The sequence below is a fragment of the Halospeciosus flavus genome, from assembly GCF_029814175.1.
GTDB lineage: Archaea > Halobacteriota > Halobacteria > Halobacteriales > Halobacteriaceae > Halospeciosus > Halospeciosus flavus.
The window spans coordinates 581,710-604,055 of the sequence record NZ_CP122312.1; the positions used below are offsets into that span (position 1 = coordinate 581,710).

29 protein-coding genes are annotated in these 22,346 nt (G+C 67.4%); 18 read left to right on the forward strand and 11 right to left on the reverse strand.

From position 1 onward, the window contains the following. The first annotated feature begins 56 nt into the window (after positions 1 to 56). Complete coding sequence (locus P0Y33_RS02800; RefSeq protein ID WP_279529045.1) at positions 57 to 2,243, forward strand: thioredoxin domain-containing protein; 2,187 nt, start codon at positions 57 to 59, stop codon at positions 2,241 to 2,243. Here the strand turns inward: P0Y33_RS02800 and P0Y33_RS02805 are convergent, their stop codons facing one another. Continuing rightward, positions 2,244 to 2,639, reverse strand: a complete 396-nt coding sequence (locus P0Y33_RS02805) for a thioredoxin family protein (protein WP_279529046.1) — start codon at positions 2,637 to 2,639, stop codon at positions 2,244 to 2,246. 92 nt (positions 2,640 to 2,731) lie between these two features. Here P0Y33_RS02805 and P0Y33_RS02810 point away from each other — a divergent pair, with 92 nt between their 5' ends. Both P0Y33_RS02810 and P0Y33_RS02815 read left to right on the forward strand, forming a co-directional pair. Beyond that, the gene (locus tag P0Y33_RS02810) at positions 2,732 to 3,094 is read left to right on the forward strand and encodes a DUF4260 domain-containing protein (protein ID WP_279529047.1); all 363 of its coding nucleotides are present in this window, start codon (positions 2,732 to 2,734) and stop codon (positions 3,092 to 3,094) included. Between the two features lie 72 nt (positions 3,095 to 3,166). Further along, positions 3,167 to 4,081, forward strand: a complete 915-nt coding sequence (locus P0Y33_RS02815; RefSeq protein ID WP_279529048.1) for a PLP-dependent cysteine synthase family protein — start codon at positions 3,167 to 3,169, stop codon at positions 4,079 to 4,081. Positions 4,082 to 4,545: 464 nt separating this feature from the next. Here the strand turns inward: P0Y33_RS02815 and P0Y33_RS02820 are convergent, their stop codons facing one another. The 5 genes from P0Y33_RS02820 to cyaB form a co-directional block, all read right to left on the reverse strand. Next, entirely contained in the window at positions 4,546 to 4,998 is a 453-nt protein-coding gene (locus P0Y33_RS02820) for a DUF5804 family protein (protein WP_279529049.1), read from the reverse strand. After that, positions 4,995 to 6,215: a tRNA sulfurtransferase gene (locus P0Y33_RS02825; RefSeq protein ID WP_279529050.1), complete on the reverse strand. Its 1,221-nt coding sequence runs from the start codon at positions 6,213 to 6,215 to the stop codon at positions 4,995 to 4,997. The genes P0Y33_RS02820 and P0Y33_RS02825 overlap by 4 nt, the downstream gene beginning before the upstream one ends. A gap of 51 nt (positions 6,216 to 6,266) precedes the next feature. Then, the gene (locus tag P0Y33_RS02830; RefSeq protein ID WP_279529051.1) at positions 6,267 to 6,830 is read right to left on the reverse strand and encodes a hypothetical protein; all 564 of its coding nucleotides are present in this window, start codon (positions 6,828 to 6,830) and stop codon (positions 6,267 to 6,269) included. Between the two features lie 85 nt (positions 6,831 to 6,915). Continuing rightward, positions 6,916 to 8,136: a methionine adenosyltransferase gene (locus P0Y33_RS02835; protein ID WP_279529052.1), complete on the reverse strand. Its 1,221-nt coding sequence runs from the start codon at positions 8,134 to 8,136 to the stop codon at positions 6,916 to 6,918. A 69-nt stretch (positions 8,137 to 8,205) separates the two neighbouring features. Then, a complete protein-coding gene (cyaB, locus tag P0Y33_RS02840) occupies positions 8,206 to 8,760 on the reverse strand; it encodes a class IV adenylate cyclase (protein WP_279529053.1) in 555 nt (184 codons plus the stop codon). Positions 8,761 to 8,879: 119 nt separating this feature from the next. On the opposite strand from cyaB, the gene P0Y33_RS02845 reads away from it, so the two are divergent. The 4 genes from P0Y33_RS02845 (at position 8,880) to P0Y33_RS02860 (ending at position 11,830) form a co-directional block, all read left to right on the forward strand. Then, the gene (locus P0Y33_RS02845) at positions 8,880 to 9,098 is read left to right on the forward strand and encodes a DUF7511 domain-containing protein (protein WP_279529054.1); all 219 of its coding nucleotides are present in this window, start codon (positions 8,880 to 8,882) and stop codon (positions 9,096 to 9,098) included. 83 nt (positions 9,099 to 9,181) lie between these two features. Then, positions 9,182 to 10,165 (forward strand): FKBP-type peptidyl-prolyl cis-trans isomerase, encoded by a 984-nt coding sequence (locus P0Y33_RS02850; protein WP_279529055.1) that lies wholly within the window; start codon positions 9,182 to 9,184, stop codon positions 10,163 to 10,165. Between the two features lie 150 nt (positions 10,166 to 10,315). Beyond that, positions 10,316 to 10,918 carry a VOC family protein gene (locus tag P0Y33_RS02855; RefSeq protein ID WP_279529056.1) on the forward strand — a complete coding sequence of 201 codons (603 nt, stop codon included), beginning with the start codon at positions 10,316 to 10,318 and terminating at the stop codon, positions 10,916 to 10,918. Between the two features lie 42 nt (positions 10,919 to 10,960). Further along, on the forward strand, positions 10,961 to 11,830 hold the full coding sequence (locus P0Y33_RS02860; protein WP_279529057.1) for a homing endonuclease associated repeat-containing protein: 870 nt from the start codon (positions 10,961 to 10,963) through the stop codon (positions 11,828 to 11,830). A 370-nt stretch (positions 11,831 to 12,200) separates the two neighbouring features. Here P0Y33_RS02860 and P0Y33_RS02865 read toward each other — a convergent pair whose 3' ends face one another. Genes P0Y33_RS02865 through P0Y33_RS02875 form a run of 3 tightly spaced genes read right to left on the reverse strand, consistent with a single transcriptional unit; the run spans position 12,201 to position 13,946 of the window. Continuing rightward, the gene (locus tag P0Y33_RS02865) at positions 12,201 to 12,827 is read right to left on the reverse strand and encodes an RAD55 family ATPase (protein ID WP_328518035.1); all 627 of its coding nucleotides are present in this window, start codon (positions 12,825 to 12,827) and stop codon (positions 12,201 to 12,203) included. A 27-nt stretch (positions 12,828 to 12,854) separates the two neighbouring features. Beyond that, positions 12,855 to 13,493, reverse strand: a complete 639-nt coding sequence (locus tag P0Y33_RS02870; RefSeq protein WP_279529058.1) for a MinD/ParA family ATP-binding protein — start codon at positions 13,491 to 13,493, stop codon at positions 12,855 to 12,857. A 12-nt stretch (positions 13,494 to 13,505) separates the two neighbouring features. Continuing rightward, the gene (locus P0Y33_RS02875) at positions 13,506 to 13,946 is read right to left on the reverse strand and encodes a cupredoxin domain-containing protein (protein WP_279529059.1); all 441 of its coding nucleotides are present in this window, start codon (positions 13,944 to 13,946) and stop codon (positions 13,506 to 13,508) included. Between the two features lie 105 nt (positions 13,947 to 14,051). On the opposite strand from P0Y33_RS02875, the gene pyrB reads away from it, so the two are divergent. The 3 genes from pyrB to P0Y33_RS02890 all read left to right on the forward strand — a co-directional run bounded on the left by pyrB (position 14,052) and on the right by P0Y33_RS02890 (position 16,546). Then, the gene (gene pyrB, locus P0Y33_RS02880) at positions 14,052 to 14,954 is read left to right on the forward strand and encodes an aspartate carbamoyltransferase (protein ID WP_279529060.1); all 903 of its coding nucleotides are present in this window, start codon (positions 14,052 to 14,054) and stop codon (positions 14,952 to 14,954) included. 2 nt (positions 14,955 to 14,956) lie between these two features. Next, a complete protein-coding gene (gene pyrI, locus P0Y33_RS02885; protein WP_279529061.1) occupies positions 14,957 to 15,421 on the forward strand; it encodes an aspartate carbamoyltransferase regulatory subunit in 465 nt (154 codons plus the stop codon). Positions 15,422 to 15,694: 273 nt separating this feature from the next. After that, on the forward strand, positions 15,695 to 16,546 hold the full coding sequence (locus tag P0Y33_RS02890) for an alpha-amylase family protein (RefSeq protein WP_279529062.1): 852 nt from the start codon (positions 15,695 to 15,697) through the stop codon (positions 16,544 to 16,546). Here the strand turns inward: P0Y33_RS02890 and P0Y33_RS02895 are convergent, their stop codons facing one another. Further along, positions 16,547 to 17,113 carry an NUDIX hydrolase gene (locus P0Y33_RS02895; RefSeq protein ID WP_279529063.1) on the reverse strand — a complete coding sequence of 189 codons (567 nt, stop codon included), beginning with the start codon at positions 17,111 to 17,113 and terminating at the stop codon, positions 16,547 to 16,549. It abuts the gene before it with no gap. 174 nt (positions 17,114 to 17,287) lie between these two features. Between P0Y33_RS02895 and P0Y33_RS02900 the strand changes: the two genes are divergently transcribed. After that, on the forward strand, positions 17,288 to 17,494 hold the full coding sequence (locus P0Y33_RS02900; RefSeq protein WP_279529064.1) for a DUF1918 domain-containing protein: 207 nt from the start codon (positions 17,288 to 17,290) through the stop codon (positions 17,492 to 17,494). A gap of 67 nt (positions 17,495 to 17,561) precedes the next feature. Further along, positions 17,562 to 17,978: an RNA-binding protein gene (locus P0Y33_RS02905; RefSeq protein WP_279529065.1), complete on the forward strand. Its 417-nt coding sequence runs from the start codon at positions 17,562 to 17,564 to the stop codon at positions 17,976 to 17,978. A gap of 4 nt (positions 17,979 to 17,982) precedes the next feature. On the opposite strand, the gene P0Y33_RS02910 is transcribed toward P0Y33_RS02905, so the two are convergent. Beyond that, positions 17,983 to 18,198: a DUF7501 family protein gene (locus P0Y33_RS02910; protein WP_279529066.1), complete on the reverse strand. Its 216-nt coding sequence runs from the start codon at positions 18,196 to 18,198 to the stop codon at positions 17,983 to 17,985. Between the two features lie 116 nt (positions 18,199 to 18,314). Between P0Y33_RS02910 and P0Y33_RS02915 the strand changes: the two genes are divergently transcribed. The 6 genes from P0Y33_RS02915 (at position 18,315) to P0Y33_RS02940 (ending at position 22,336) form a co-directional block, all read left to right on the forward strand. Next, entirely contained in the window at positions 18,315 to 19,064 is a 750-nt protein-coding gene (locus tag P0Y33_RS02915; RefSeq protein WP_279529067.1) for an RNase P subunit p30 family protein, read from the forward strand. Between the two features lie 59 nt (positions 19,065 to 19,123). Beyond that, the gene (locus tag P0Y33_RS02920) at positions 19,124 to 19,735 is read left to right on the forward strand and encodes a class I SAM-dependent methyltransferase (protein WP_279529068.1); all 612 of its coding nucleotides are present in this window, start codon (positions 19,124 to 19,126) and stop codon (positions 19,733 to 19,735) included. A gap of 74 nt (positions 19,736 to 19,809) precedes the next feature. Further along, positions 19,810 to 20,220, forward strand: coding sequence for a hypothetical protein (locus P0Y33_RS02925; protein ID WP_279529069.1), 411 nt, complete (start codon positions 19,810 to 19,812; stop codon positions 20,218 to 20,220). A gap of 24 nt (positions 20,221 to 20,244) precedes the next feature. Next, positions 20,245 to 20,724 (forward strand): Rpp14/Pop5 family protein, encoded by a 480-nt coding sequence (locus tag P0Y33_RS02930; RefSeq protein WP_279529070.1) that lies wholly within the window; start codon positions 20,245 to 20,247, stop codon positions 20,722 to 20,724. A gap of 3 nt (positions 20,725 to 20,727) precedes the next feature. Continuing rightward, on the forward strand, positions 20,728 to 21,510 hold the full coding sequence (psmA, locus tag P0Y33_RS02935; protein WP_279529071.1) for an archaeal proteasome endopeptidase complex subunit alpha: 783 nt from the start codon (positions 20,728 to 20,730) through the stop codon (positions 21,508 to 21,510). A gap of 100 nt (positions 21,511 to 21,610) precedes the next feature. Beyond that, complete coding sequence (locus P0Y33_RS02940; RefSeq protein ID WP_279529072.1) at positions 21,611 to 22,336, forward strand: ribosome assembly factor SBDS; 726 nt, start codon at positions 21,611 to 21,613, stop codon at positions 22,334 to 22,336. Positions 22,337 to 22,346 lie beyond the last annotated feature (10 nt).

Sequence of the window (22,346 nt, forward strand, 5' to 3'; positions counted from 1 at the left end):
GGCGGGTCCGCGCCCCGTCGCGACCTTTTACCCGTCTCGCCGTCCCACCTCCCCACATGACGACGCCGACCGACCGGAACCGTCTCGACGAGGAGGGCAGCCCGTACCTCCGACAGCACGCGGACAACCCGGTCAACTGGCAGCCGTGGGACGAACAGGCACTCGAAACCGCAAAGGAGCACGACGTACCCATCTTCCTCTCCATCGGCTACTCGTCGTGTCACTGGTGTCACGTCATGGAAGAGGAGTCCTTCGAGGACGAGGGCGTCGCGGACCTCCTGAACGAGCACTTCGTGCCCATCAAGGTGGACAGAGAGGAACGACCGGACCTCGACACCCTCTACATGACCGTCGCCCAGCAGGTGACGGGCGGCGGCGGGTGGCCCCTCTCGGTGTGGCTCACGCCCGAAGGGAAGCCGTTCTACGTCGGGACGTACTTCCCGCCGGAACCGAAGCGCAACCAACCGGGATTTCGCCAACTGCTGGAGGGAATCGCCGACTCGTGGAACGACCCCGACGAGCGCGCGGACCTCGAAGCGCGCGCCGAGCAGTGGATACAGGCCGCGAAAGGCGAACTGGAAGAAGTGCCCGACCAGCCCGGTTCGCCGCCGGGGAGCGAGCGACTCCGCGCGGCCGCCGACGAGGCGACCCGCCGCGCTGACCGGACGAACGGCGGCTTCGGCCGCTCACCGAAGTTCCCCCAGCCCTCGTGGGTGCGACTCCTCTTCCGGGCGGCCGACCGGGCGCGCGACGACGCGGACGCCCGCGAGTACCGCAACACCGGCGTCGCCGCGCTCTACGCGATGGCCGAGGGCGGTCTCCGTGACCACGTCGGCGGGGGGTTCCACCGCTACTGCGTCGACGCCGACTGGACCGTCCCGCACTTCGAGAAGATGCTCTACGACCAGGCCGGACTCGTCTCCGCCTACCTCAACGGCCTGCGCGCGACCGGCGACGAGTTCCTCGGGGAGGTGGCCGCCGAGACCCTCGACTTCGTAGAGCGGGAACTCCAGCACCCGGAATACGGCTTCTACTCGACCCTCGACGCCCGCTCCGAGGGCGAGGAGGGGAAGTTCTACGTCTGGACGCCCGAACAGGTCCACGACGCCGTCGAGAACGAGACGGATGCCGAGGTGTTCTGTGAGCGCTACGACGTCGGCTCATCGAACTTCGAGGAACTCGACGCCACCGTCTTGAACGTCGCCGCCTCCGTCGAAGAACTGGCCGAGCAGTTCGGGATGCCCGAGACGTCGGTCGAGGAGCGTATCGAACGCGCCCGCGAGCAGGTGTTCGACGCCCGCGGCGAGCGTGTCCGGCCCGACCGCGACGAGAAGGTGCTCGCCGGTTGGAACGGGTTGATGATTTCGGCGTTCGCGGAGGCCGGTCTCGCCCTCGACGAGTCATACGCCGAGACCGCCAGCGAGGCGCTCGGGTTCGTCCGCGAGCACCTGTGGGACGCCGAGACTGGCGCACTCTCGCGACGCTACATCGAGGACGAGTCGGGCGAACCGGACGTACAGGGCGAGGCCTACCTCGACGACTACGCGTACCTCGCGCGCGGCGCGCTCGACGTCTACCAGGCGACGGGCGACGTCGAGGCGCTCGCGTTCGCGCTCGACCTCGCCGAGGTGATCGAGTCGACGTTCTGGGACGCCGACGCGGGCACCCTCTACTTCACGCCGGGCGACACGGGCGGGGTCGGCGTCCGTTCGCAGGACCTCACCGACCAGTCGACGCCCTCGCCGACGGGGGTGGCCGCCGAGACGCTGCTCGCGCTGGACCACTTCGCGCCCGACGCGGACTACGAGTCGGTGGCCGAGCGGACGCTGGCGACTCACGCGGGGAAACTGGAGAAGCGTCCGCTCCAGCACGCGACGCTCGTTGCGGCGGGTGACACGCTGGCCGTCGGCACACTCGAACTCACCGTCGCGGCGGACGGTCTCCCCGACGACTGGCGCGAACCCATCGGTCGGACGTTCGCGCCGGACCGTCTGCTCTCGGTGCGGCCACCGACCGAGGAGGGACTGGCGCCGTGGCTCGACAGACTCGGACTGGCCGAGGCGCCCGCGATTTGGGCGGGGCGAGAGGCGCGCGCGGAACCTCGTTCCGCGGAACGATCGAACGGCGACAGCCGTGAGACGAGCGAGGGGCCGACGCTCTACGTCTGCCGGCGCACCTGCTCACCGCCGCTGTCGGACGTCGAAGAAGCGATGGAGTGGGTCGAGGAGTTCCGGCCGGCCTGACTACGCGACGGCTTCCAGTTCGTCGAGTTGGTCGGCGAGCCAGACGGCGATGGGGCGGTCTTCCTCTTCGACGAAGCGGACGAGTTCTTCGTCGCCCTGCTCGACGACGACGGTCGGGATGAGTTCGACGTCGTACTCCTCGACCTTCGGGCCGTACTTCTCGCCGTCCTCGCGCTCGACGGGGTATTCCTCGACGCGAGACCAGTCGACGCCGGCGGCTTCGAGGGCGGCCGCGAAGTCGGGGAGTTGGCCGCGGCAGTCGCCACACCAGTCGCCGCCCCAGACCTTGAAGACGACGTCCTCGTCGAGGCTGGCGAGCGTCTCGACGGTGTCCGCGTGGGCGTCGGCGTCCCAGGCTGGGTTCGGCTGCATCGTGGTGAGTTGGTGGTCGCTCATACCCGAACGTTGGCCGTGTAGGTGCTTAACGGGCGCGCTCGTCGGGGAGTGTTGCCGCGTTCTTTATGCTTGGTGGCGACGCCGACCACCCTATGGACGACTTCCCCGCGGTCCGTCGCCTCCTCAACGTCGAAGGTGCGGCCGTCTTCCTCGTCGCGCTCGCCAGTTACGTCTCCCTCGGCGGGCCGTGGTGGCTGCTCGTCGTGCTCGCGCTCGCCCCGGACCTCTCGATGGTCGGCTACCTCGTCGGCGAGCGCGTGGGCGCTGCCGCGTACAACGCGGTCCACACCTACGTCGGCCCGTTGGTGCTCGGTGCCGTCGGGGTCTGGGGCGACCACCGTCTCGCGTTGCTCGTCGCGCTCGTGTGGGCGGGCCACGTCGGTGCCGACCGCGCGGTCGGGTACGGCCTGAAGTACGCCACCGGGTTCGGCGACACGCACCTCGACCGGGTGTAGTGTGGTGTAGCCCCCGGCACGGCCTGCCGCTGTCCAGTATCGACTTACGTCCCAATCGCTTACAGGTGGGCAATGAAGGAGAGTATCCTCGACACCATCGGGTCGCCGTTGGTCCGTCTCCCGTCGCCGGAGGGGGCGACCGTCGCGGCGAAGGTGGAGTCGTTCAATCCCGGCGGGTCGGCCAAGGACCGGCCGGCCCGAGAGATGGTGCTCGCGGCCGAGCGCGCGGGCGAGATCGAGCCCGGCGACCGCCTCGTCGAAGCGACCAGCGGCAACACCGGCATCGGACTCGCCCTCGTCACGGCGGCCCGCGGCTACGACCTGACCATCGTGATGCCCGGTTCGAAGTCGAAGGAGCGTCGCCAACTCATGCACGCCTACGGCGCCGACCTCGAACTCATCGAGGGCACGATGGAGGAGGCCAACGAGCGCGCCGACGAGATTGCCGCCGAGGAGGACGCCTACCTCGTCGGCCAGTTCGAGAACCCCGCGAACGTGCAGTCCCACTACGAGACGACGGCCGAGGAGATCCTCGACCAGGTCGAGAGCCGCGACGTCGACGCCTTCGTCGCGGGCGTCGGTACCGGCGGGACGATCACCGGGACGAGTCGCCGTCTCCGCGAGGCGTTTCCCGAGATGGAGGTCGTCGCCGTCGAACCCGAGGAGAACGCCGTCCTCTCGACCGGCGAGGCCGGGGACGACGACTTCCAGGGAATGGGACCGGGGTTCGTCTCGCCCATCCTCGATCTGGACCTCGTCGACTCGGTGGAGACGGTCGACATCGACGACGCGGAAGCGGAGTGTCGCACGCTCGCCCGCGAGGAGGGCGTCCTCGTGGGCCAGTCGAGCGGTGCCGCCAGCATCGCCGCCCGCCGCGTCGCCGAACGTCTCGCCGACCCCGACGCCGCCGATGACGACGAACCGCTCGTCGTCACGCTCTTCCCCGACAGCGGGGAGCGCTACATGAGCGCCGGCGTCTTCGACTAGCGGACGTCGACCCCGCGAAAATCGCCGAAACCCGGCAACCACGGCGATGGGAATTCCGCCTGGGCGCTTCGCGGTCGTGTCGCTCACGCGGGACGGAGACGGTCGGGCCAACTTCGCCCTTCGGACCCATCGCCATATCTCAGTTGTGCGCGCTATATCTCGCCAACGTCGCCCATATCTCCACAACTCGGCCCATATCTCGTCAACGGCGCCTATATATCCACAACTCACTACATAACTCAGTTATCGAGCGCATATCTGAGAAATGGCCGCGGGCGACGAACCAACGAAAACACTCCACGATGGGTTCGCGCGAGCGGAGCGAGCGCGGGCACGTCCACCGGCGCGGAGCGCCGGTCGGTGTCGCGGCACTACACTAGTGAGCGAACGCCAGTGAGCGTCCTGGTGGATTCTCCAAGGGCGAGCGCGGCCGACTCGTGGGTCGGCCGCGCGAGGGCTTGGTGCTACAGGAACTCCTCCTGACTCACTCTGACGACCACACTCTCCTCGTACTCGGCGCGCTCGTACGCGCCGTCGGCGGCGTCGCCACGGAGGACCTGCGTCGGATCGACGAGACGGTTCTCCTCGTCGACGCCGTAGACCTTCAGCCGGTTCACCACTTCGTCGTGGCTCACGTCGCCGTCGCGAATCTGCCGGGCGAGGGGGCGCGAGAGCCACTCGTGGGGGGAGACCGACGGCTCGCGGACGAGCACGTCGTCGACGAGGCGGGCGAGGTACCAGTCGAGGTCGTTGAGGAGCGAGACGGCCGAACCGAGGCTGACCGTGTCCGCGGCGACGGCGTTGGCCCAGGGCTCGGAGAGGTCGTAGGTCGCGAGCGCCTTCCGCGCCGTCTCGTAGCTGAACAGGTCCGTCCGGAGGTCGACGCCCTCCTTCGCGACGAGGCAGACGCGAGTCACGGCGTCGACTCCTCCGGTTCGGCGTCGACGGCGTCCGCGGGGTCGACCGAGACGACGTCGGCGTTCTCGGCGGCTTCGGCGGCCCACTCGAACAGGTCGTCCGGTTCGGCGGACTTGACCATCGGGAACTTGGTGGCCGTCGCGGGTTGGTCCGGCGCGAGGCGGTTACAGCCGACGTTCATCGTCGCGTCCTGGAAGGTGCCGATAGCCTTCGCGGCGTCGATGATGTCGTGTTTGTCCCAGGTGAGGAGGGGACGGTGGATGGGGAGTGCTGCGGCGCGGTCGACGGCCGCGAAGTTGGTCGCCGTCTGCGAGGACTTCTGGCCGATGGCCTCGCCGGTGACGATGCCGACGCCACCCTCGGCCTCGGCGACGTGTTCGGCGACGCGGTACATGAAGCGGCGGTAGTGGAGCATGCGCGTGCGGCCGGTCTGCTCGCCGAGTTTCTGGACGTGCGGGCCGGCGGGGACGCGGCGGAGGTCCATGTCGAAGTTGGGGGCGTACCGGGAGAGTCGGCGGACCGTCTCGACGGCGCGGGCCTCGTGGTCCGGGCCGCCGTAGGGACCGAGGTCCAGGTAGACCGGGATCACGGGCGAACCGCGCTTCATCGCCTCCCAGGCAGCGACCGGGGAGTCGATGCCACCGGAGACGAGCGCGACGAACGGGGCCTGCGTGCCGAGCGGGAGGCCGCCCGGTCCCTCGCGTTTCTCGAGGAAGACGAAGGCCTCCTCCTCGCGGACCTCGACGGAGACCTCCCAGTCGGGGTCGTCGAGGTCGACTTCGGGGGCGAACTCCTTCTCGTCCTCGGCGACGTTCCAGATGGTCTGGCCCCCATCCTGGCCGACGTCGTGGCTGGTGAAGTCGTGTTCGCCGGTGCGGCGGGCGCGGACGGCGAACGTGCCGCCGTCGTAGTGCTCGCGGGCGGTCTCGGCGAGGACGTCGCGGATGGCGTCGAGGTCCGGGGGGACGGTCCGGGCGGGGCTAGCCGAGACCACGCCGAAAGCGTCGGTGGCAGCGTCGGCGGCGGCGTCGGCGTCCTCGCTGCGGACGATGACTCGCCCGAGTTCTCGTTCGACCGTTCCCGACACGCCACGGTCCTCCATGAGGGCCGCGACGTTGTCGCGGAGCGTCCGCTCCATGCCCGCCTGCACGGAGGAACTCTTCACGCCAACGTCGCCGTGGCGCACCAGGACGGCGTCTGCGTCCGGTGGAAGCATACGTAGGAGAAGGGCGCCCGGTAATAAACCGCCTTCGCTCGGTCGGACGGGCTACTCGGACGCCTCGACCGCCTCGTCGGCGGACTCGGCCGTGAGCACGCCGCCGTCGACGTCGAGGGTGAACGCGAGCGAGAGGGTCCCGCCGTAGCCGTGGTTGATCGCCGTCCCGCGGTGGACGGGGTGGTCGCCCTCGAAGCGGTAGGACCCGTCGGGGAGCGTGGCGTCGTCGTCCGGGTAGGCGTAGACCTCGTAGGTCTGTTCGATCTGGTCGCCGGGGTAGACGTCGGCACCGAGACCCATCGGGACCTCCTCGCGCTCCGGGTCGACCGTCTCGTGGGGCGTGCCCGCGGGGTTGGCGTCGGCCGCCACCTCGACGTCGGGCAGGAGGCTGTCGGTGTCGGACTCGGGGACGACGACGGCGCGGACGTCGCCCCAGTCGCGGTGTTCGTGGTGGCGCGTGAACGGCATCACCGGGCCGTACTCGTAGTGGAACGGTTCGGGACCGGAGTTCTCCAACCGAACCCGAATCCGCGCGGGTCGCGACCCGTCGAACTGTCGAAGGACTAACACGGAGAACGAGAAGTAGTCCGCCGTCGGGTAGCCTGAGGAAGACACGTACCCGAATAATCGTACTCGGCTGGTTTACGTCCTCCGCTGGCGGACGGCGAGCGGAGAAATCGAGCGACCCGTGGAGGGGCCCTCAGAAGGTCGTGAGTTCGCCCTCGATGACGCGTTCGGTGACGTCGGTGACGTTCGCGAGTTTCTCGTCGACGATCTCGCGGACGTCGGCGTCGATGTCCTCGATGGTGACGTCCTCCTCGGTGACCACGTCGACGTCGGCGACGTGGGGTTCGTCGATGGGGCGGCCGATCTGCGAGAGGAGGCGGACTCGCAGGTCGCGGATACCCTCGACGTCGGCGACGACGCCCTCGGCGATGTCGGTCGAGAGGAGGTTGTAGATCTTCCCGATGTGGTTGACGGGGTTCTTCCCGGAGGTGGCCTCCATCGACATCGAGCGGTTCGGGGTGATGAGACCGTTGGCGCGGTTGCCCCGGCCCACAGAGCCGTCGTCGCCCTGCTCGGCGGAGGTGCCGGTGACGGTGAGGTAGATGGAGCCTTCCTCGTAGTCGTCGGCGGTGTTGACGTAGACGCTCACGTCGCGGTCGGTGTAGTCGTCGGCGAGGTCCTCGACGTACTCGCGGACGGCGTCGACCTCGTCGGCGTACTCGTCGAGGCTGTCGACGTGGCGGTCGACCATCGCAGCGGCGACCGTGATGTCGATCTGGTCGCCCTCGCGCTTGCCCATGACCTTCACGTCCTGGCCGAGCGCGGGGTGTTCCTCGTGGAAGTCGGTGACGAGTCGTCGCTCGGTCTCGTAGACGAGTTGTTCGGTCTCGGTGAGCGGTGCGTGGCCGACGCCGAAGGAGGTGTCGTTGGCCATCGGGACGGACTTGCCCTCCTCGCCGAAGACCTCCTGGAGGTCGCCGGAGCCTTCGCCGAGTTTCACGTCGACGATGACGTCGGTCTCCAGGTCGAGCGCGGGGAAGTTCTCGCGGAGGTAGTCGCGGGCGGCCTCGAGTGCGATAGAGTCGACGGGGATGTGGTACTCCTCGCCGTCCTCGTCCTCGTAGTGTTTGGTGGCGCGGCCGACGATGAGCAGGTAGATGGGTTCGACGACCTCGCCGCCGCCGAAGGCGGGCGCGGCGTTCCCGGCGACGAGTTGGGTCTCGTCGGTGTTGTAGTGGAGGACCTTCCCGACGCGGTCGAGGTAGGCACGGGCGAGTTCCTCGGAGACGTGTTCGGCGATGCCGTCGCAGATGGAGTCGGGGTGGCCGAGCCCCTTTCGCTCGACGATTTCGACCTCCTGGTCCTCGACGGCGCCCCGTTCGAGGGCCTGGACGCGAATGTTCCGCTCAGTCATTACACGGAGTTACGCGCCGGCGGTTCTATAACTTGTGGAAAGCATTTTGCACACGGAGATGCGTGTGGGTTATTCACGGTCGCCCGCGAGGAGCATCCCGAGGTAGGAGGTGCGGACCTGTTCGTCGGGGTCGAGCCCGAGCCGCCGGAGGACGTCGTAGGCACCCTCGCGGGCCGACTCGACCTCGTCCTCCTCGACTTCGGTCTCGACTTCGACGTAGGTCCCGACGTCGACGACATCGTCGAGGACGACCGTGTAGTCGTCGAGTGTGTACGTCTCGCGGCGCTTCTCGACGGTCGCCGCCGCCTCGAAGCCGAGCGCCTCGAAGATGGCGTCCGCGTCGTCGCCGTCGTCGACGCCGGTCTCAATCTCGCGGCGGGTCTTCGACTCCGCCTCGACGAGCGGTCCCTTGTAGGTGATGCGGGACTCGGTCTCTCCATCCTCGTGTGGGCGGGAGACGCGCCGGACGCGGAGCGCTTCGTCGGTCTCCGCGAAGTCGCGGTGGGGCGCGTCGTAGTAGGTGTCGCGCTGGACGACCTCGTCGACGAAGTTCGCGCCCGCGTCGACCAGGCGTTCCTCGACCTCCCGGTGGCTCGCGGGGACCTTGACCTCGACCTCGTACATGGACGGAGCGACGGGCGGGCGTCGCAAAAACGGACCGGAACCGAGTCCACGTGAGGGCTATTGGGCACTATAGTCGAAACATAGTAGACGTTTTTACCCGATGGCGACGGAGAGACAGTATGGCTCCGGACTCGGAGACCGACGCCGGCCGCGACGTGGCGACAGACGAACGCACCCGGACGCGTCGCCCGCAGGGACTCGCGAGCACGGTCGTCCGCTACGACGGGCGACCCGACCGCGTGACGTTCCACCCGGACGACCCGAGTCCGGAGGAACGGCTGACGGCGTGGGTGAGCGTCGACCGCGACGCCGTCTGTGACCTCGCGGCGATGCGATAGTGCGGTAGCGCACCCGGGGACTCGTCGTTCGCTCACGGGGAGGAACCGTGCTTCTTAAGGGTCGAACACGTCTCGGTTGGTGTATGAGCGACGAACACGAGGCCGAGCAGGCCGATGAGACCGACGTCGAGGAAGACGTCGAGAGCGAGACCGAAGCAGCGGAGACCGAGGGACTGCAGGAAGGCGACTTCGTCAAGGTCGCCTACACCGCCCGGACGGTCGAGGGCGGCGAACTCGTCGACACGACCGACGAGGAGGTCGCCGAGGAGGAGGACGTCGACACCGAGGAACACGACTTCTCCCCGCGCACCATCGTCCTCGGCGAGGGTCACATCTTCGACCCCGTCGAAGAGGACATGATCGGCAAGGAAGTCGGTGACGAGGGCTCCGTCGTCGTCCCCGCCGAGGAAGCCTTCGGCGAGTACGACGAGGAGCAGGTCCGAACCGTGAAGGCCGAGAAGATCCCCGAGGACAACCGCTACCCCGGTGCCCACGTCGACATCGACGGCGAGCACGGCCACGTCGAGACCATCGTCGGCGGCCGCGCCCGCGTCGACTTCAACCACCCGCTCGCGGGTGAGGACATCGAGTACGAGTACGAGATCCTCGAGGAGGTCGAGGACCGCGTCGAGAAGGCCCAGGGTCTCCTCCAGATGTACTTCGACGTCGAACTCGACATGCACATCGAGACCGACGAGGTCGAAGAGGAGGTCACCGTCGAACCCGAAGAAGAGGGCGAGGAGCCCGAGACGGAGACCGAGACGGTCGAGAAGGAGACGCTCTACATCGAGCAGTCGCCCCAGCTCCAGTTCAACCAGCAGTGGATGATGGGCAAACAGCAGATCCTCCAGCAGGTCATGGACCAGATCGACGTCGACCGCGTCATCGTCCAGGAGGTTATCGAGGGCGGCCAGATGGGCATGCCCGGCATGATGGGCGGCATGGGCGGCATGGGCGGCGCCCCCGGCGGAGCCGAAGGCGAGGAGATGGACATCGAGGCGGCCCTCGAAGAGGCCGACGTCGACGCCGACGAGATCGCAGAAGAGCTCGAAGGCGAAGAGCTGTAAGTCGGCTCCCGACTCGACTCGATTCGGCTCGTCCCGACTCGACCCAAATTTCCACCGTTCCACCCTATTTCCGTTCTTTCGCGACCGACCTCCCGAGCCACGGCTGAGTCGACCGGACGAGTTTTGACCCCCTGGTGCCTCGGTCAGGTCATGCAGTCGACACTCTTCCACCTCCACTTCGCCACGCCCGACGTCCCGGGCGCAGCGGGGCGGTTGACGGCGGCGGGCGTCCCCCTCCAGCGGCGCTTCGGTTCGGTGCGCGGCGAGGGTGTCTCGCTCGGCCCCGCGGACCCCGAACCCCCCGAGTTCCGGTTCAAACTACAGGTCCACCGCCGCGGCGCGGTCGACGTGACGCTCGCACCCGGCCGGCGGCCCCACTTCGACCACCTCGGTCTGCTCGTCTCGGACCGCGACGCCGTGCTCGCTCGCGCCCGCGACCGCGGGTGGTCGGTTCGAACCGACGAACGGCGGCCCTTCGTTATGACCCCTTGGGGATTCCGCGTCGAGGTCCACGACGCGGACTCGCCGGCCGTACAGGACCTCGGCTCGGCCGACGAGGCCCGTATCGAGACGGTGGCCCTCCACGTCCGGAACCCCGACGTCGTCCGTGAGTCGCTGGAGGTCGTCTTCGGCTGCATCCCCGCGCTCGAACTGGTCGAGGGTGCAGGCCCGTGGGTCGGCGCCGTCGAACTCGGCGGCCGCGCGGCACCCGACGGAATGGAGGTCGAGACGGCGGATTTACTGGCTGTTTGATAGTGTGAGGTGATGTAAAGATTCTCGACGAGAAGCACGTAGATGGCAGCAAACGTGGCTGAGCCAATTTCTCGAACCGACCTCATCGAAGAAGTCCACCGACTTGCTGAGGAGCTAGAGTCGACTCCAACCGCACGGGACATGAAGGGGCGTGGCCGCTACAGCCTCACACCGTACTACCGAGCGTTCGAGTCGTGGAACGGGGCACTCGAAGCGGCGGGTCTCGACTTGAACCACCGCTACGATATCAGACGTGAAGCCCTACTCGAGGACCTGGATCGTTTGCACGAGGACCTGGGACGAGTACCGACTCGAATGGACGTTACTCACCGCGGGAAATTCTCGGCGACAGCATACTATTCAGAATTTGACTCCTGGAACGGCGCGCTTCGCGAGGCCGGATTCGAGATTCACATGTCGAAGAACCACTCACAAGACGATCTCGCCGACGCCTTGGCGACGTTTGCCGACGAACGTGGCTACACGCCAACACGGGAGGAGATGGCGGTCGACGGCCCCTACTCACCACAGGCATATTATTCGGCCTTCGAGAGCTGGCACGACGCCCTCGAGGCGGCCGGTTTATCGTCTCGCTACTCACGTCCAGGCAGCCGGAAGGGCCGAGATTACGGAGACGGTTGGAACGAAGCGAAGAAGAGGAAGATACGGAAACTCGATAATTACCAGTGCCAGCACTGTGGGATGACACAGGAGCGTCACAGAGAAGAATTCGGCGAGCGACTACACGTTCACCATATCATTCCGGCGAATGACGTCAACGACGCTGTGAACCGAAATGCGTCGACAAACCTCGTTTCACTCTGCCGTATTCACCACAAAGTCTGGGAAGCGGTGCACGGTCACGCCCCAGAGAAACAGTCGATTCCCGACCGATGCTCCCCACCGGACTGAATAGCCCTTAGAGGCTCGCTTCGCTCCTCGCGAGTGTCAGAAACAGCATCGTTGGAGACGGAAGTACTGCGAAAAGGAGCCTGAGAAGTTGCTGTACCGAGTCAACTACGATGGGTTCGCGCCGTAGGCGCGGACACATCCACCGTCGCTTTGCGACGGTCAGTACCGTGGCAGTACGCTTGTGAGCGAGCGCCAGCGAGCGTCCTGGTGGTCATCGAAAGAGCGAAGATCTTTCGAGACTGAGCGAACCCTCCGGGTTCGCAATGTCGGCGAAGTCGGAGACTTCGCCAGACGCCGAAAATCTTCGATTTCCGGAAGACTCTGCAAGGGCGAGCGGCGACCGCTTGTGGGCGGTCGACGCGAGGGCTTGCTAGGCGATGTCGCGCGAGGTGTCGATACGCACCCGGTCTTCGAGGTTGAGTTTGATCGCCTCGGAGAGCGCCCGTCCCCCGCGAAGTTTCGGGATGGCGAGACGGTTCTCGATTTCGCCGGCGCTCAGGTGGGTACGGAGGTCGAGGACGACGTCGGCCATGTGTTCGGTCGTGTCCCGAACTTCGGTCGCGCCGTCGCCCTTCAGGCAGTGGAGGATGGCGATACTGTTCGTGTTCTGCATGTGGTTCGAGAGTTCGTTCAGGAACGTCTCGTAGCGCGCCCGGTCCGTGCGTTCGAGGGTGTCGATGGGGTCGACGACGAGGGTCTCCTCGGTCCCGATGTTGCGGAAGGCGCGCCGTGCGGTGTCGAGCGGGGCGTCGCCGGGGACGAACTGGATGTCGGGTTCGCCGACCGGGACCGTCGCGCGCTCGAAACTGTCGGCGACGGCCGACTCGTTGCGGTCGGTCGAGAGGTAGAGCGTCTGACGCGGGATCGAGAGTTCGTAGAGCAACAGCTCCCCCTGGCTGGCCGGCGCGGCCTCGAAAGCGACGACGCTACCGGCGGGGAGTCCGCCGTTGAGCTGACGGTCGAGGACGTCGATACCGGTCGGGAGCCGTTCCACCATACGGTCCCGGATACTCCCCCCGCGACGTTAAGGGTTCGGCCCCATCACGGCCGCGAGTCGGTCGAACGACCCGCGGCAGGCCTCGGTCGGCACCGAGCGAACGCGAGGGAGACTCACGAGACAGGGTGCGTCGAACGCCGCGGCCAGCGAGGGAGGGACTGTGTCGACCCGGTTGCAGACGACGCCCAGGACTCGCGTGCCGAGTGTCCGCGCCATCGCGGCCGTCTTGAGGGCGTCCTCGACGGTCTGCGGGTCGGCGGTCGTCACGAGGAGCACGGCGTCGGCGTGGCGTAGTGGGTCCGCGGCGGCACGGCTCGCACCGGCCGGGCAGTCGACCAGCACCGGTCGGTCGCCGGGGAGTCGGTCGAACAGAGACGTCGGAATTGCGTCTCCGGTCCCGCCGGCCGGGAGCACGTCGACGCCGCGGTAGTCGCTGGCGGGGTGTGCGCGAGCGGCCGGGTCGCGTCCGTCGGCGTCGGGAGCGGGGGCTGGATCCGGTGGCGTCCCCGCGAGGAGGTGGAGGTTCGGAGTGTCCACGTCGGCGTCGACCGCGAGTGGACGACGCTGGCGGCCGTAGGCGGCCGCGAGTCCGAGCGTCACGGTCGTCTTCCCGCAGCCACCCTTCCCCCCGGCGATGGCGAGCAGGTGGCGGAGTGGGCGCCCCATCCTACCTGAACGTTAGGACTGCTGGGGCTTCACGTCGCCGCGCATCGAGGAGGGGTGGTAACTGCAGTAGTAGGTCGTCATCGCGGCCGTCCCCTCGAAGGTGACGCTCGTGGTGTCGCCCTGCGAGTCGACGGTCTCGGACTCGACGATCTTCTTCCCGCTCCCGTCCTCGACGACGAAGTCGTGGGGGACGCCGTCGAGGTTCTCGACGACGACGGTGTAGGTCTGTCCGACGACCGGCCGGAGCGTCGGGTTCGTCTCCCCGTCGATCGACGTCGGGACGCGCCCGACCCACCCCTCGGTCTTCGCACCGAGTTCGATTCGTTCCCCGCGCACGGTGGTCGTCTCGCCGTTACCGTTCCCGCCCCCGCCACAGCCGGCGAGTGCGGTCGTCAGGAGCGCGCCGCTCGCGGCGAGGACGTCGCGTCGCGTCCGGATCGGGTTCTCTCCCATACGCGTGTGTGCGAACGGGTGGCACAAGTGAGTATCCCCGATTTCGCGACAGGTCGGTCGACGGTTCCGGGATATTCAAGGCACCAGCGCACACCTTCTTCGGTGATGCGCCACGACCACTTGCTCACGGCCAAACAACTCTCGCGCGAGGACATCGAGACCGTCCTCGACCGGGCGCGGGAGTTGGCCGACGACCCCGAGGCGGTGGGGGACCGCCACGCCGACACCCTGCTCGCGCTCTGTTTCTTCGAGCCGAGCACGCGCACGAAGATGAGCTTCGGGACCGCGATGAAGCGTCTCGGCGGCGACACCATCGACATGGGGTCGGTGGAGTCCTCGTCGGTGAAGAAGGGGGAGTCGCTCGCGGACACCGTCCGCGTCATCGAGGGGTACGCCGACGCACTCGTCCTCCGTCACCCACGCGAGGGGGCGGCGAAGATGGCCAGCGAGCAGGTCTCCGTCCCCGTCGTGAACGCGGGCGACGGCGCGGGCCACCACCCGAGTCAGACGCTCCTCGACCTCTACACGATGCGCGAGCAGGCCGGCGGCCTCGACGACCTCTCGGTCGGCATCATGGGCGACTTGAAGTACGGCCGGACGGTCCACTCGCTCGCGCACGCGCTCACCAACTTCGACGTCCGCCAGCACTTCGTCAGCCCCGAGAGCCTCCGCCTCCCGCGGAGCGTCCGCTACGACCTCCACGAGTCGGGCGCGCAGGTGCGCGAACACGAAGAACTGGACGAGGTCCTCGACAGCCTCGACGTGCTGTACGTCACCCGCATCCAGCAGGAGCGCTTCCCCGACGAGGAGGAGTACCGGAAGGTCGCGGGCCAGTACCAGATCGACGCGGAGACCCTCGACGGCCACGAGGACCTCGCAGTCATGCACCCGCTCCCACGCGTCGACGAGATCGCGCCCGACGTCGACGACCTCCCGAACGCGACGTACTTCCAGCAGGCACACAACGGCGTCCCCGTCCGGATGGCGCTGCTCGACCTCCTCCTGTGACCATGTCCGAGACAGACCAACAACTCCGCGTCAGCAAGATCCAGAGCGGCACCGTCATCGACCACGTCACCGCCGGCGAGGCGCTCCACGTCCTCGCCATCCTCGGTATCGACGGCTCCGGCGGCGAGACCGTCAGCCTCGGGATGAACGTCCCCTCCGAGCAGATGGGCCACAAGGACATCGTGAAAGTCGAGGGCAAGGAGTTGAGCCAGTCGGAACTCGACGTCCTCTCGCTCATCGCGCCCGACGCGACCATCAACATCGTCCGCGACTACGAGGTCGTCGAGAAGAAACACGTCGAACCCCCCGAAACCGTCGTCGGCGTCCTCGCGTGCCCGAACGACGACTGCATCACCAACGCGGGCGAACCGGTCGAGACGCGCTTCGACGTCATCTCCGACGGCGTCCGCTGTGACTACTGCGGCACCATCGTCCGCGAGGACCTGACCGACCACCTCCAGGCCTGAGACGGTCCCGGCGTCGCCCGTCGCGACGGCGGCCATCGCGGGTGGCCCTCCCCGAAGGGATTTAGTACAGGCTTCCGTACGCTCGACCATGCCGCGCACAATCGTCAAGGTCGCCGTCGCACTGCTGTTGATCGCGCTCGTCTGGAAGGTCCTCACCGGTGACGAGGGCACGCCGGCCGAGGAAATCGACCGTATCGACTGACGCGTTTCTCTCCGCTCTCGGTCGCGTCCGGGAGCGAACGACTCTTGCGTCCGGGCGCGTAATCCGGAGGTATGTACGGGGTGGTCACGCGGAACGCGGAGGAACTCGACTGGCCGGAGTTCGACCGCGGGTTCTACGAGGTGAAGGACGTGACGGGACGTCACGAGGACCCGGTCGACGGCGGCGTGAACATGGTCTCCTGTTTCGGGGATACGGCCACCGCCGAGACCGAACCGGACCTCGTCCCCGTCGACGACGAGGGCAACGAGGCCACCCGCGAACGGGAGTTCTTCGACTGGGGGTACGTGTGCCCCACCGCCGAACGCTACAAGGAGGGGCTCTTCGAGGTCATCGAGGCCTGCACCATCGCCAACGACGACGTCCGTCTCGACGACGTGGGCTTCCCACGCGCGGAGTACTGTCACTGCGAGCGTTGCGAGGAGCGCTTCGCCGCGAGCGACTTCGACGACCGCGAGGACTGGCGAGCGAGCGTGATCACCGACTTCGTCGCCGCCGCCCGCGAGCGGGTGCCGGGCGACCTCTACCTCACGCTCTATCCCGACCCCTACCCCGACCACCTCTACGAGCGCGCGGGACTCGACCTCGACGCCCTCGCGGAGTACGTCGACGAGTTCGTCGTCCCGCTCTACGACACCGCCTACGGGACGACCTACTGGCTGGAGACCATCGCCTCCGGTTTCGGCGACCTCCTCGACGCCGACACCCGATTCAGCGTCGAACTTTACGCCGTCGACGTCGACGTCGAGAACCTCGGCCACGCCGCGGAAGTCGTCGACGCGTACGCCGACAACGTCTACTTCGGCTACCATTCGGGGAACGCCCGCGCGGTGCTCCGGCGGATGGACGCCGAGACGCGCGAGGGCGTCGAGTGGGGTGCGGAGGAGTCGGGCGACGCCGAGTAGTCAGGCGACGCCGAGCGAGCGCTGTCGCCACCGCTTCAACTGCGCGCGGTCGCGGGTGTCCGCCGGCAGGTCGTCGAACCACCGGGCGGCGGAGATTTCGCCGTCGGGGTCGCGGACGTCGAGCGTGACGTCACACGGCCGCGCCGCGAAGATGGGGAGGACGCCGGTCGTCTGGTGGCCCCCGCTCCGGATCGTGAGTTTCGTCAGCATTGCGAGTCCCTCGTAGGTGGCCTCGATACCGGCTTCCTCGGCGAGTTCGCGCGCGGCGGTCTCGCGGAAGTCGTCGTCGCAGTCGTCGACACCGCCGCCGGGGAGGACCCACTTGTCGACACCCTCGTGGCGGACGAGGAGCAGTTCGCCCGACGGGCGGTAGACGACGGTGTGTGCGCCGTAGGGTGCTCCGGAGCGGTTGATCCGTTCGGCGAGGGTGCGAAAGCGCTGCCGGGAGACGTGCCGGGTTCGTTCGAGTTCGATGAAGCCCTCGTGGCGCTCGCGGAGGCGGTGGTAGGCCTGTTCGCCCCGCTGGGCGGCGCGGTTCGCGAGGAACCAGAGCCGATCAACGGTCATCTGTCCGCTCCCTGTCGGGTGTACTTGGTGGCCGGTCGCGTGTCGGCAGCCGCGGAGACGAGAGGTGTGTCATACTCACACATTCTGGCGGACGTGGGATAACGTTTCTGTCAGTGGCAGACCGGTTCCGACCGAATCGGGTGGCTTTTGGTTGGGCCGCTAAAACGCAGAGGTATGAGCTTCGAGAAAGGCGACACGGTCGTCCTGCACGAAGAGCACAGCGAGTACGACGGCGAGGTCGGCGAGATCACGCAGGTCAGCGAGACGATGTTCGGCGACGTCAACTACACCGTCTCCTTCGAAGACGGTCAGGAGGCTGGCGTCCCCGAGAGCAGCCTCGAGGCCGCCGAGGAAGAGACCGAAGAAGACGACGAAGAGTAAACCGCGCGGCGTCGCCGCTCGCGCCGTCGAGCAGTCCTTTTGAGTCTCCACACCCTATTCCGACGTAATGAGTAACGTTCCCTTCCACTACATCGACCTCCGGACGTTCGCCTACGACACGGAGGACGAACAGCGCGTCGTCCGCGCGCTCGAACACTACCTCCCCGAGGAGGTCGAGATCCAGCGTGCGGAGAGCCGTGGTCACCACGGCGACCGCATCCTCGTGCTCTCCGCCCGCGTCGAGCGCTCCGACGAGATGCGCCACGTCATCGAACAACTCCGCGAGGGCGCCGACCTCGAACGACTCCGCGAGGAACTCGACCAGCGGGTCAACGAGAACTGTGCGTTCATGGCTCACCTCGACAAGCAGGCCGCCTTCCAGGGCGAGTCCGCGCTCGGTCAGGGGATCACCTTCCGCGCGAAGGTCGAGGCGTACCCCGCGAAGCGCGAGGCCGCCGTCGAGAACGCCCGCGAGGCCCTGTAGCGGGTCACTCGTCGTCGCCGGCGTCGGTATCGGCGTCGGAATCGTCGAGATGACCACGGCGGTCACGCCACGAGTCCAGTTCGCGCCGGCACTCGGGGTTCTCTCGGAGGTGTTCGAGGAACCCGGTCCCGCGCGCGTCGAGGGACTCGCCGCAGAAGGGGCAGGCCGACCGATCGAACGGGTGTGCGACGTCCTCCCCCCTTTCTTCGCGATCCGACATTTCTACTCGTTCGAGGTGACCCGACCGAAATAAAGCTATGGGGTGGAAGCGCTCCCGGGGTGGTCGGTCGACGGCCTTGACTGGCTTTATACGTCGAGCGGGCCGTACGTCGAAGTATGTACGAGGCGGTCTGCGCGCACCCGGTGGGCGAGAGTACGGTCAGACGGCACGCCGACACCGCCGCGTCGCTCGGTTTCGATGGCGTCGTCGTCCGGAACCCGCCCGAGCGACGGCCCGCCCCGTCGGCACCCGAGGGGGGGTACGACCCGGACGGCTACGGCGGCGACGGCGAGATCGACGTCGTCTCGGGCGTCGAACTCGCCCCGGAGGGCGTCTCGTCGGCCGGAGGGAGGATCTCGAACCTCCGAGAGCAGTACACCATTCTCCTCGTACGCGGGGGGACGCCCGCGCTCAACCGGTTCGCCGCCGAGGAGCCGATGGTCGACGTGCTGGCCGACCCGATGGCCGGCGAGGGCGACGTCAACCACGTCATCGTACGGGCCGCCGCCGAGAACGACGTCCGCGTTGAGTTCGACCTCGGTGCGGTCCTCCGGACGGACGGGGGTCCCCGCGTCCAGGCCCTCCGTGGCCTCCGCAAACTCCGCGAACTCGTCGAGAAGTACGAGGTCCCCTTCGTCGTGAGCGCTAGTCCGCGTTCACACCTCCAGTTGCGCGCTCCCAGGGAACTGTTCGCCGTGGGAGAGACTATCGGCTTCGAACGCGAGCAGATTCGGGCGGGACTCGAAGAGTGGGGGCACCTCGCCGCGCGCAACCGTGAGAGACTGTCCGAGGAGTTCGTGGCACCGGGAGTTCGGAAGGGGAGGTACGAACGAGATTCGGAACGAGCGACCGAAGGGGGCGAGTGAGAATCTCGGAAAGGCGAGCAGTCGTCGCGTTCATGGTCGTCGCCGCCCGACACACACGTATGAAGAAGTCTATCGAGGAGCACGCCGCACGCTTCGACGACCTCGCCGCCGAGTACGACGAGGAGAAGTCGCTCGAGTACAACGAGTGTGCCCGTCTCGTCGTCGACCACGCCGACCCCGGTCCCGACGACGTGGTCCTCGACGTCGGCTGCGGGACCGGCGCCATCGCGCTCGCCCTCGCGCCGGACGCCGGCCGAGTCGTCGGTCGCGACGTCTCCGAGGGGATGATGGCGCAGGCCCGGGAGAAGGCCGAGGAACGCGGCCTGGAGAACGTCGAATTCGGCCGTGGGACCTTCCGCGAACCGAACGTCGGTGGAGAGACCGACGTCTCCATCGTCACCTCGAACTACGCGATGCACCACCTCGCCGACGAGGAAAAACGCGAGGCCATCGACGTCCTCGCCGGACTCGAACCCGAGAAAATCGTCCTCGGTGACGTGATGTTCTTCGGCGAACCGAACCCTGAAGTCGAGTTCTACGACCCCGATGTCGACGACCCGGCGACGGTCGGCGTCCTCGCCGACGCGTTCACCGACGCCGGCTACGCCCTCACAGCCGTCGAGATGGTCCACGAGCAAGCCGGCGTGCTAGTGGCCGAGCGCGCACTGTAGGCCGCGAAGAGGTAGTCGCGCTTCGGCCCGGTACGGGGACAACCTCTTTGTCGAGTGGCGTGCGACACCACGACATGGTCGCACACGCAGCGCCACCGTCCGGACCCGCGCGGGACCGGTGGGACGTCGTCGTCGCGAGCGTCACGATCGCCGTCCTCTCGGGATTCGTCGGGGTCGCGGCCGGCGTCCTCCTCGACGGTCGCGGGGCGAGTACCGTCGCGCTATTCGCCGGGTGGGCACTCGTCGGCGGACTCCCGGCCTTCCTCGCCCTCCAGTACGGATTCCTCGGTCCGGTCGGTTCGCCGGTGGGGCTCGCACTCTTCGTCCTGCACGGCGGTGTTCCGTTGGGTGTCGCGCCCGCGTCGGCGTTCGCCGTCGTGGGAATCGTCTTCGCGGGCGTCGAGGTGTGTCTCCGTCCACGGTGGACGGCGAGGGAGACGCCGGCAGTCGTCCCCGGTGGCCGTGGTGACTCCCAACGTCCTTAACGTCACACCACCAACTCTCGGTCGATGAAACACCTGCCGAAGCACCTCCGGCCGCGGTGGCGCTACCTCGCAGTGGGGTTGGAGACGTGGCCCGACGCCGACCTCTCGCGGAGCGACTTCCAGCGGTCGGTCTGGTTCGCCGCGCAGAACCTCCTCGGCGACCCCGTCAGCGCGGACGCCGACCTCCGGGTGCTCTCCTTCGACTTCGCGGACGGGACGGGAGAGACCATCGTCCGGGCGCGCCGCGGTCACGTCGAGGAGGCACGGGCCGCCCTCGCCTGCGTCGACTCGGTCCGCGACGACGACGTCGGCGTCCACGTCCGAGGTGTTTCAGGGACGGTGCGTGCCGCGGAAGAAAAGTATTTGAATGGCGCGCTTGAAAATTCGGCAGAGGAAACGGTCGTGTTCAGGAACGAATCCCGTCGCGCTATCGCCCGCGATAGCCGAGTCGACGTCGACTGTGACGGGTCGTTCGTGGGTGCGACACGCTCTGATTTGGAGTAAACTATGCAGGGACAATCCCAACAGCAAGCCTACGACCGTGGCATCACGATCTTCTCTCCGGACGGTCGCCTCTACCAGGTGGAGTACGCCCGGGAGGCGGTCAAACGAGGGTCCGCATCTATCGGGGTCCGCGCGAAGGACGGCGTCGTTCTCGTCGTCGACAAGCGCATCCGCTCGCCCCTGATGGAGGAGACCTCCGTCGAGAAGATTCACAAGGCAGACAACCACATCGGTATCGCCTCCGCGGGTCACGTCGCCGACGCCCGCCAGCTCATCGACTTCGCTCGCCGTAACGCGCAGGTTAACCGCCTCCGCTACAGCGAGCCGATCGGCGTTGAGACGCTCACGAAGGACGTCACCGACCACATCCAGCAGTACACGCAGGTCGGCGGCGCCCGCCCGTTCGGCGTCGCGCTCATCATCGGCGGCGTCGACGACGACGGCACGCCCCGTCTCTACGAGACGGACCCGTCCGGCACGCCCAACGAGTGGAAGGCCCTCGCCATCGGGTCGGGCCGCGACGACATCCAGGCCCAACTCGAAGAGGAGTACTCCGAGGACCTCGAACTCGACGAGGCCGTCGGGCTCGCGCTCCGCGCGCTCGGTGAGGTCCACGACGAGGGTCTCGCCCCCGAAGGCGTCGGCGTCGCGACGGTCGACGCCGAGAGTCGCTCGTTCATCGAACTGACTAACGACGAGATCGAAGAGTACCTCGAGACCGAGGATCTCCTCGCCACCGACGAGGAGGAAGCCGAGGAGTCCGACTCCGAGGAGAGCGAGGAGTAAGTCCCGCACTCTTCTTTCCCCGCTCGACCTACCTCAGTGGCGACGCTGTCCCTGCCCTCGCGCGGAAACACCTTTGGGGGACGGGAGGCAAGTGCCGTGTATGATTTCGCTCGACGAGGCCGTCACCGCCCGCCTCGAAACCCACGGGGAACGCTTCGAAGTGCTGGTCGACCCCGACGCTGCACTCGCCATCAAACGCGGGGAGTTCGACGGCGACCTGGAGGACGTCATCGCCGCTCGCGACGTCTTCGAGAACGCCTCGCGCGGGGACCGTCCCGCCGAAGAGGACCTGGAGGAAGTGTTCGGCACCACCGACCCGATGGAGATCATCCCGGAGGTCATCGAACGCGGGGAGATCCAGATCACCGCCGAGCAGCGAAAGGAGATGCAAGAGCAGAAGCGAAAGCAACTGGTCAATACCATCACGCGGAACGCGGTCAACCCGCAGATGGACAACGCGCCACACCCACCCGAGCGTATCGAGAACGCGCTCGAACAGGCCGGATTCACGGTCGACCCGATGGAACCGGTCGAGAACCAGGTCGACGACGCCCTCGACGCCCTCCGGCCGGTCATCCCCATCCGCTTCGAGGAGATCACCGTCGCCGTCCAACTCCCCGCCGACTACGCGGGCAGCGGGCAGGCCCAACTCCGCGAGTTCGGCGACCTCGAACGCGAGGAGTGGCAGGCCGACGGCTCGTGGGTCGGCGTCATCACCTTCCCCGCCGGGATGCAGAACGACTTCTACAGTCTTGCCAACGAGGTCTCGGAGGGCAACGCCGAGACGCGCGTCGTCAAAGACAAAGACGACCTGAAGACGCGCTGACGCGGCGAAC

What these genes read in the sequence shown, in the direction of transcription:
- P0Y33_RS02800 (WP_279529045.1), top strand. Translation starts at nt 57, where the DNA reads ATGACGACGCCGACCGACCGGAACCGTCTCGACGAGGAGGGCAGCCCG.
- P0Y33_RS02805 (WP_279529046.1), bottom strand. Translation starts at nt 2,639, where the DNA reads ATGAGCGACCACCAACTCACCACGATGCAGCCGAACCCAGCCTGGGAC.
- P0Y33_RS02810 (WP_279529047.1), top strand. Translation starts at nt 2,732, where the DNA reads ATGGACGACTTCCCCGCGGTCCGTCGCCTCCTCAACGTCGAAGGTGCG.
- P0Y33_RS02815 (WP_279529048.1), top strand. Translation starts at nt 3,167, where the DNA reads ATGAAGGAGAGTATCCTCGACACCATCGGGTCGCCGTTGGTCCGTCTC.
- P0Y33_RS02825 (WP_279529050.1), bottom strand. Translation starts at nt 6,215, where the DNA reads ATGCTTCCACCGGACGCAGACGCCGTCCTGGTGCGCCACGGCGACGTT.
- P0Y33_RS02835 (WP_279529052.1), bottom strand. Translation starts at nt 8,136, where the DNA reads ATGACTGAGCGGAACATTCGCGTCCAGGCCCTCGAACGGGGCGCCGTC.
- cyaB (WP_279529053.1), bottom strand. Translation starts at nt 8,760, where the DNA reads ATGTACGAGGTCGAGGTCAAGGTCCCCGCGAGCCACCGGGAGGTCGAG.
- P0Y33_RS02845 (WP_279529054.1), top strand. Translation starts at nt 8,880, where the DNA reads ATGGCTCCGGACTCGGAGACCGACGCCGGCCGCGACGTGGCGACAGAC.
- P0Y33_RS02850 (WP_279529055.1), top strand. Translation starts at nt 9,182, where the DNA reads ATGAGCGACGAACACGAGGCCGAGCAGGCCGATGAGACCGACGTCGAG.
- P0Y33_RS02855 (WP_279529056.1), top strand. Translation starts at nt 10,316, where the DNA reads ATGCAGTCGACACTCTTCCACCTCCACTTCGCCACGCCCGACGTCCCG.
- P0Y33_RS02860 (WP_279529057.1), top strand. Translation starts at nt 10,961, where the DNA reads ATGGCAGCAAACGTGGCTGAGCCAATTTCTCGAACCGACCTCATCGAA.
- P0Y33_RS02865 (WP_328518035.1), bottom strand. Translation starts at nt 12,827, where the DNA reads ATGGTGGAACGGCTCCCGACCGGTATCGACGTCCTCGACCGTCAGCTC.
- P0Y33_RS02870 (WP_279529058.1), bottom strand. Translation starts at nt 13,493, where the DNA reads ATGGGGCGCCCACTCCGCCACCTGCTCGCCATCGCCGGGGGGAAGGGT.
- P0Y33_RS02875 (WP_279529059.1), bottom strand. Translation starts at nt 13,946, where the DNA reads ATGGGAGAGAACCCGATCCGGACGCGACGCGACGTCCTCGCCGCGAGC.
- pyrB (WP_279529060.1), top strand. Translation starts at nt 14,052, where the DNA reads ATGCGCCACGACCACTTGCTCACGGCCAAACAACTCTCGCGCGAGGAC.
- pyrI (WP_279529061.1), top strand. Translation starts at nt 14,957, where the DNA reads ATGTCCGAGACAGACCAACAACTCCGCGTCAGCAAGATCCAGAGCGGC.
- P0Y33_RS02890 (WP_279529062.1), top strand. Translation starts at nt 15,695, where the DNA reads ATGTACGGGGTGGTCACGCGGAACGCGGAGGAACTCGACTGGCCGGAG.
- P0Y33_RS02895 (WP_279529063.1), bottom strand. Translation starts at nt 17,113, where the DNA reads ATGACCGTTGATCGGCTCTGGTTCCTCGCGAACCGCGCCGCCCAGCGG.
- P0Y33_RS02900 (WP_279529064.1), top strand. Translation starts at nt 17,288, where the DNA reads ATGAGCTTCGAGAAAGGCGACACGGTCGTCCTGCACGAAGAGCACAGC.
- P0Y33_RS02905 (WP_279529065.1), top strand. Translation starts at nt 17,562, where the DNA reads ATGAGTAACGTTCCCTTCCACTACATCGACCTCCGGACGTTCGCCTAC.
- P0Y33_RS02910 (WP_279529066.1), bottom strand. Translation starts at nt 18,198, where the DNA reads ATGTCGGATCGCGAAGAAAGGGGGGAGGACGTCGCACACCCGTTCGAT.
- P0Y33_RS02915 (WP_279529067.1), top strand. Translation starts at nt 18,315, where the DNA reads ATGTACGAGGCGGTCTGCGCGCACCCGGTGGGCGAGAGTACGGTCAGA.
- P0Y33_RS02920 (WP_279529068.1), top strand. Translation starts at nt 19,124, where the DNA reads ATGAAGAAGTCTATCGAGGAGCACGCCGCACGCTTCGACGACCTCGCC.
- P0Y33_RS02925 (WP_279529069.1), top strand. Translation starts at nt 19,810, where the DNA reads ATGGTCGCACACGCAGCGCCACCGTCCGGACCCGCGCGGGACCGGTGG.
- P0Y33_RS02930 (WP_279529070.1), top strand. Translation starts at nt 20,245, where the DNA reads ATGAAACACCTGCCGAAGCACCTCCGGCCGCGGTGGCGCTACCTCGCA.
- psmA (WP_279529071.1), top strand. Translation starts at nt 20,728, where the DNA reads ATGCAGGGACAATCCCAACAGCAAGCCTACGACCGTGGCATCACGATC.
- P0Y33_RS02940 (WP_279529072.1), top strand. Translation starts at nt 21,611, where the DNA reads ATGATTTCGCTCGACGAGGCCGTCACCGCCCGCCTCGAAACCCACGGG.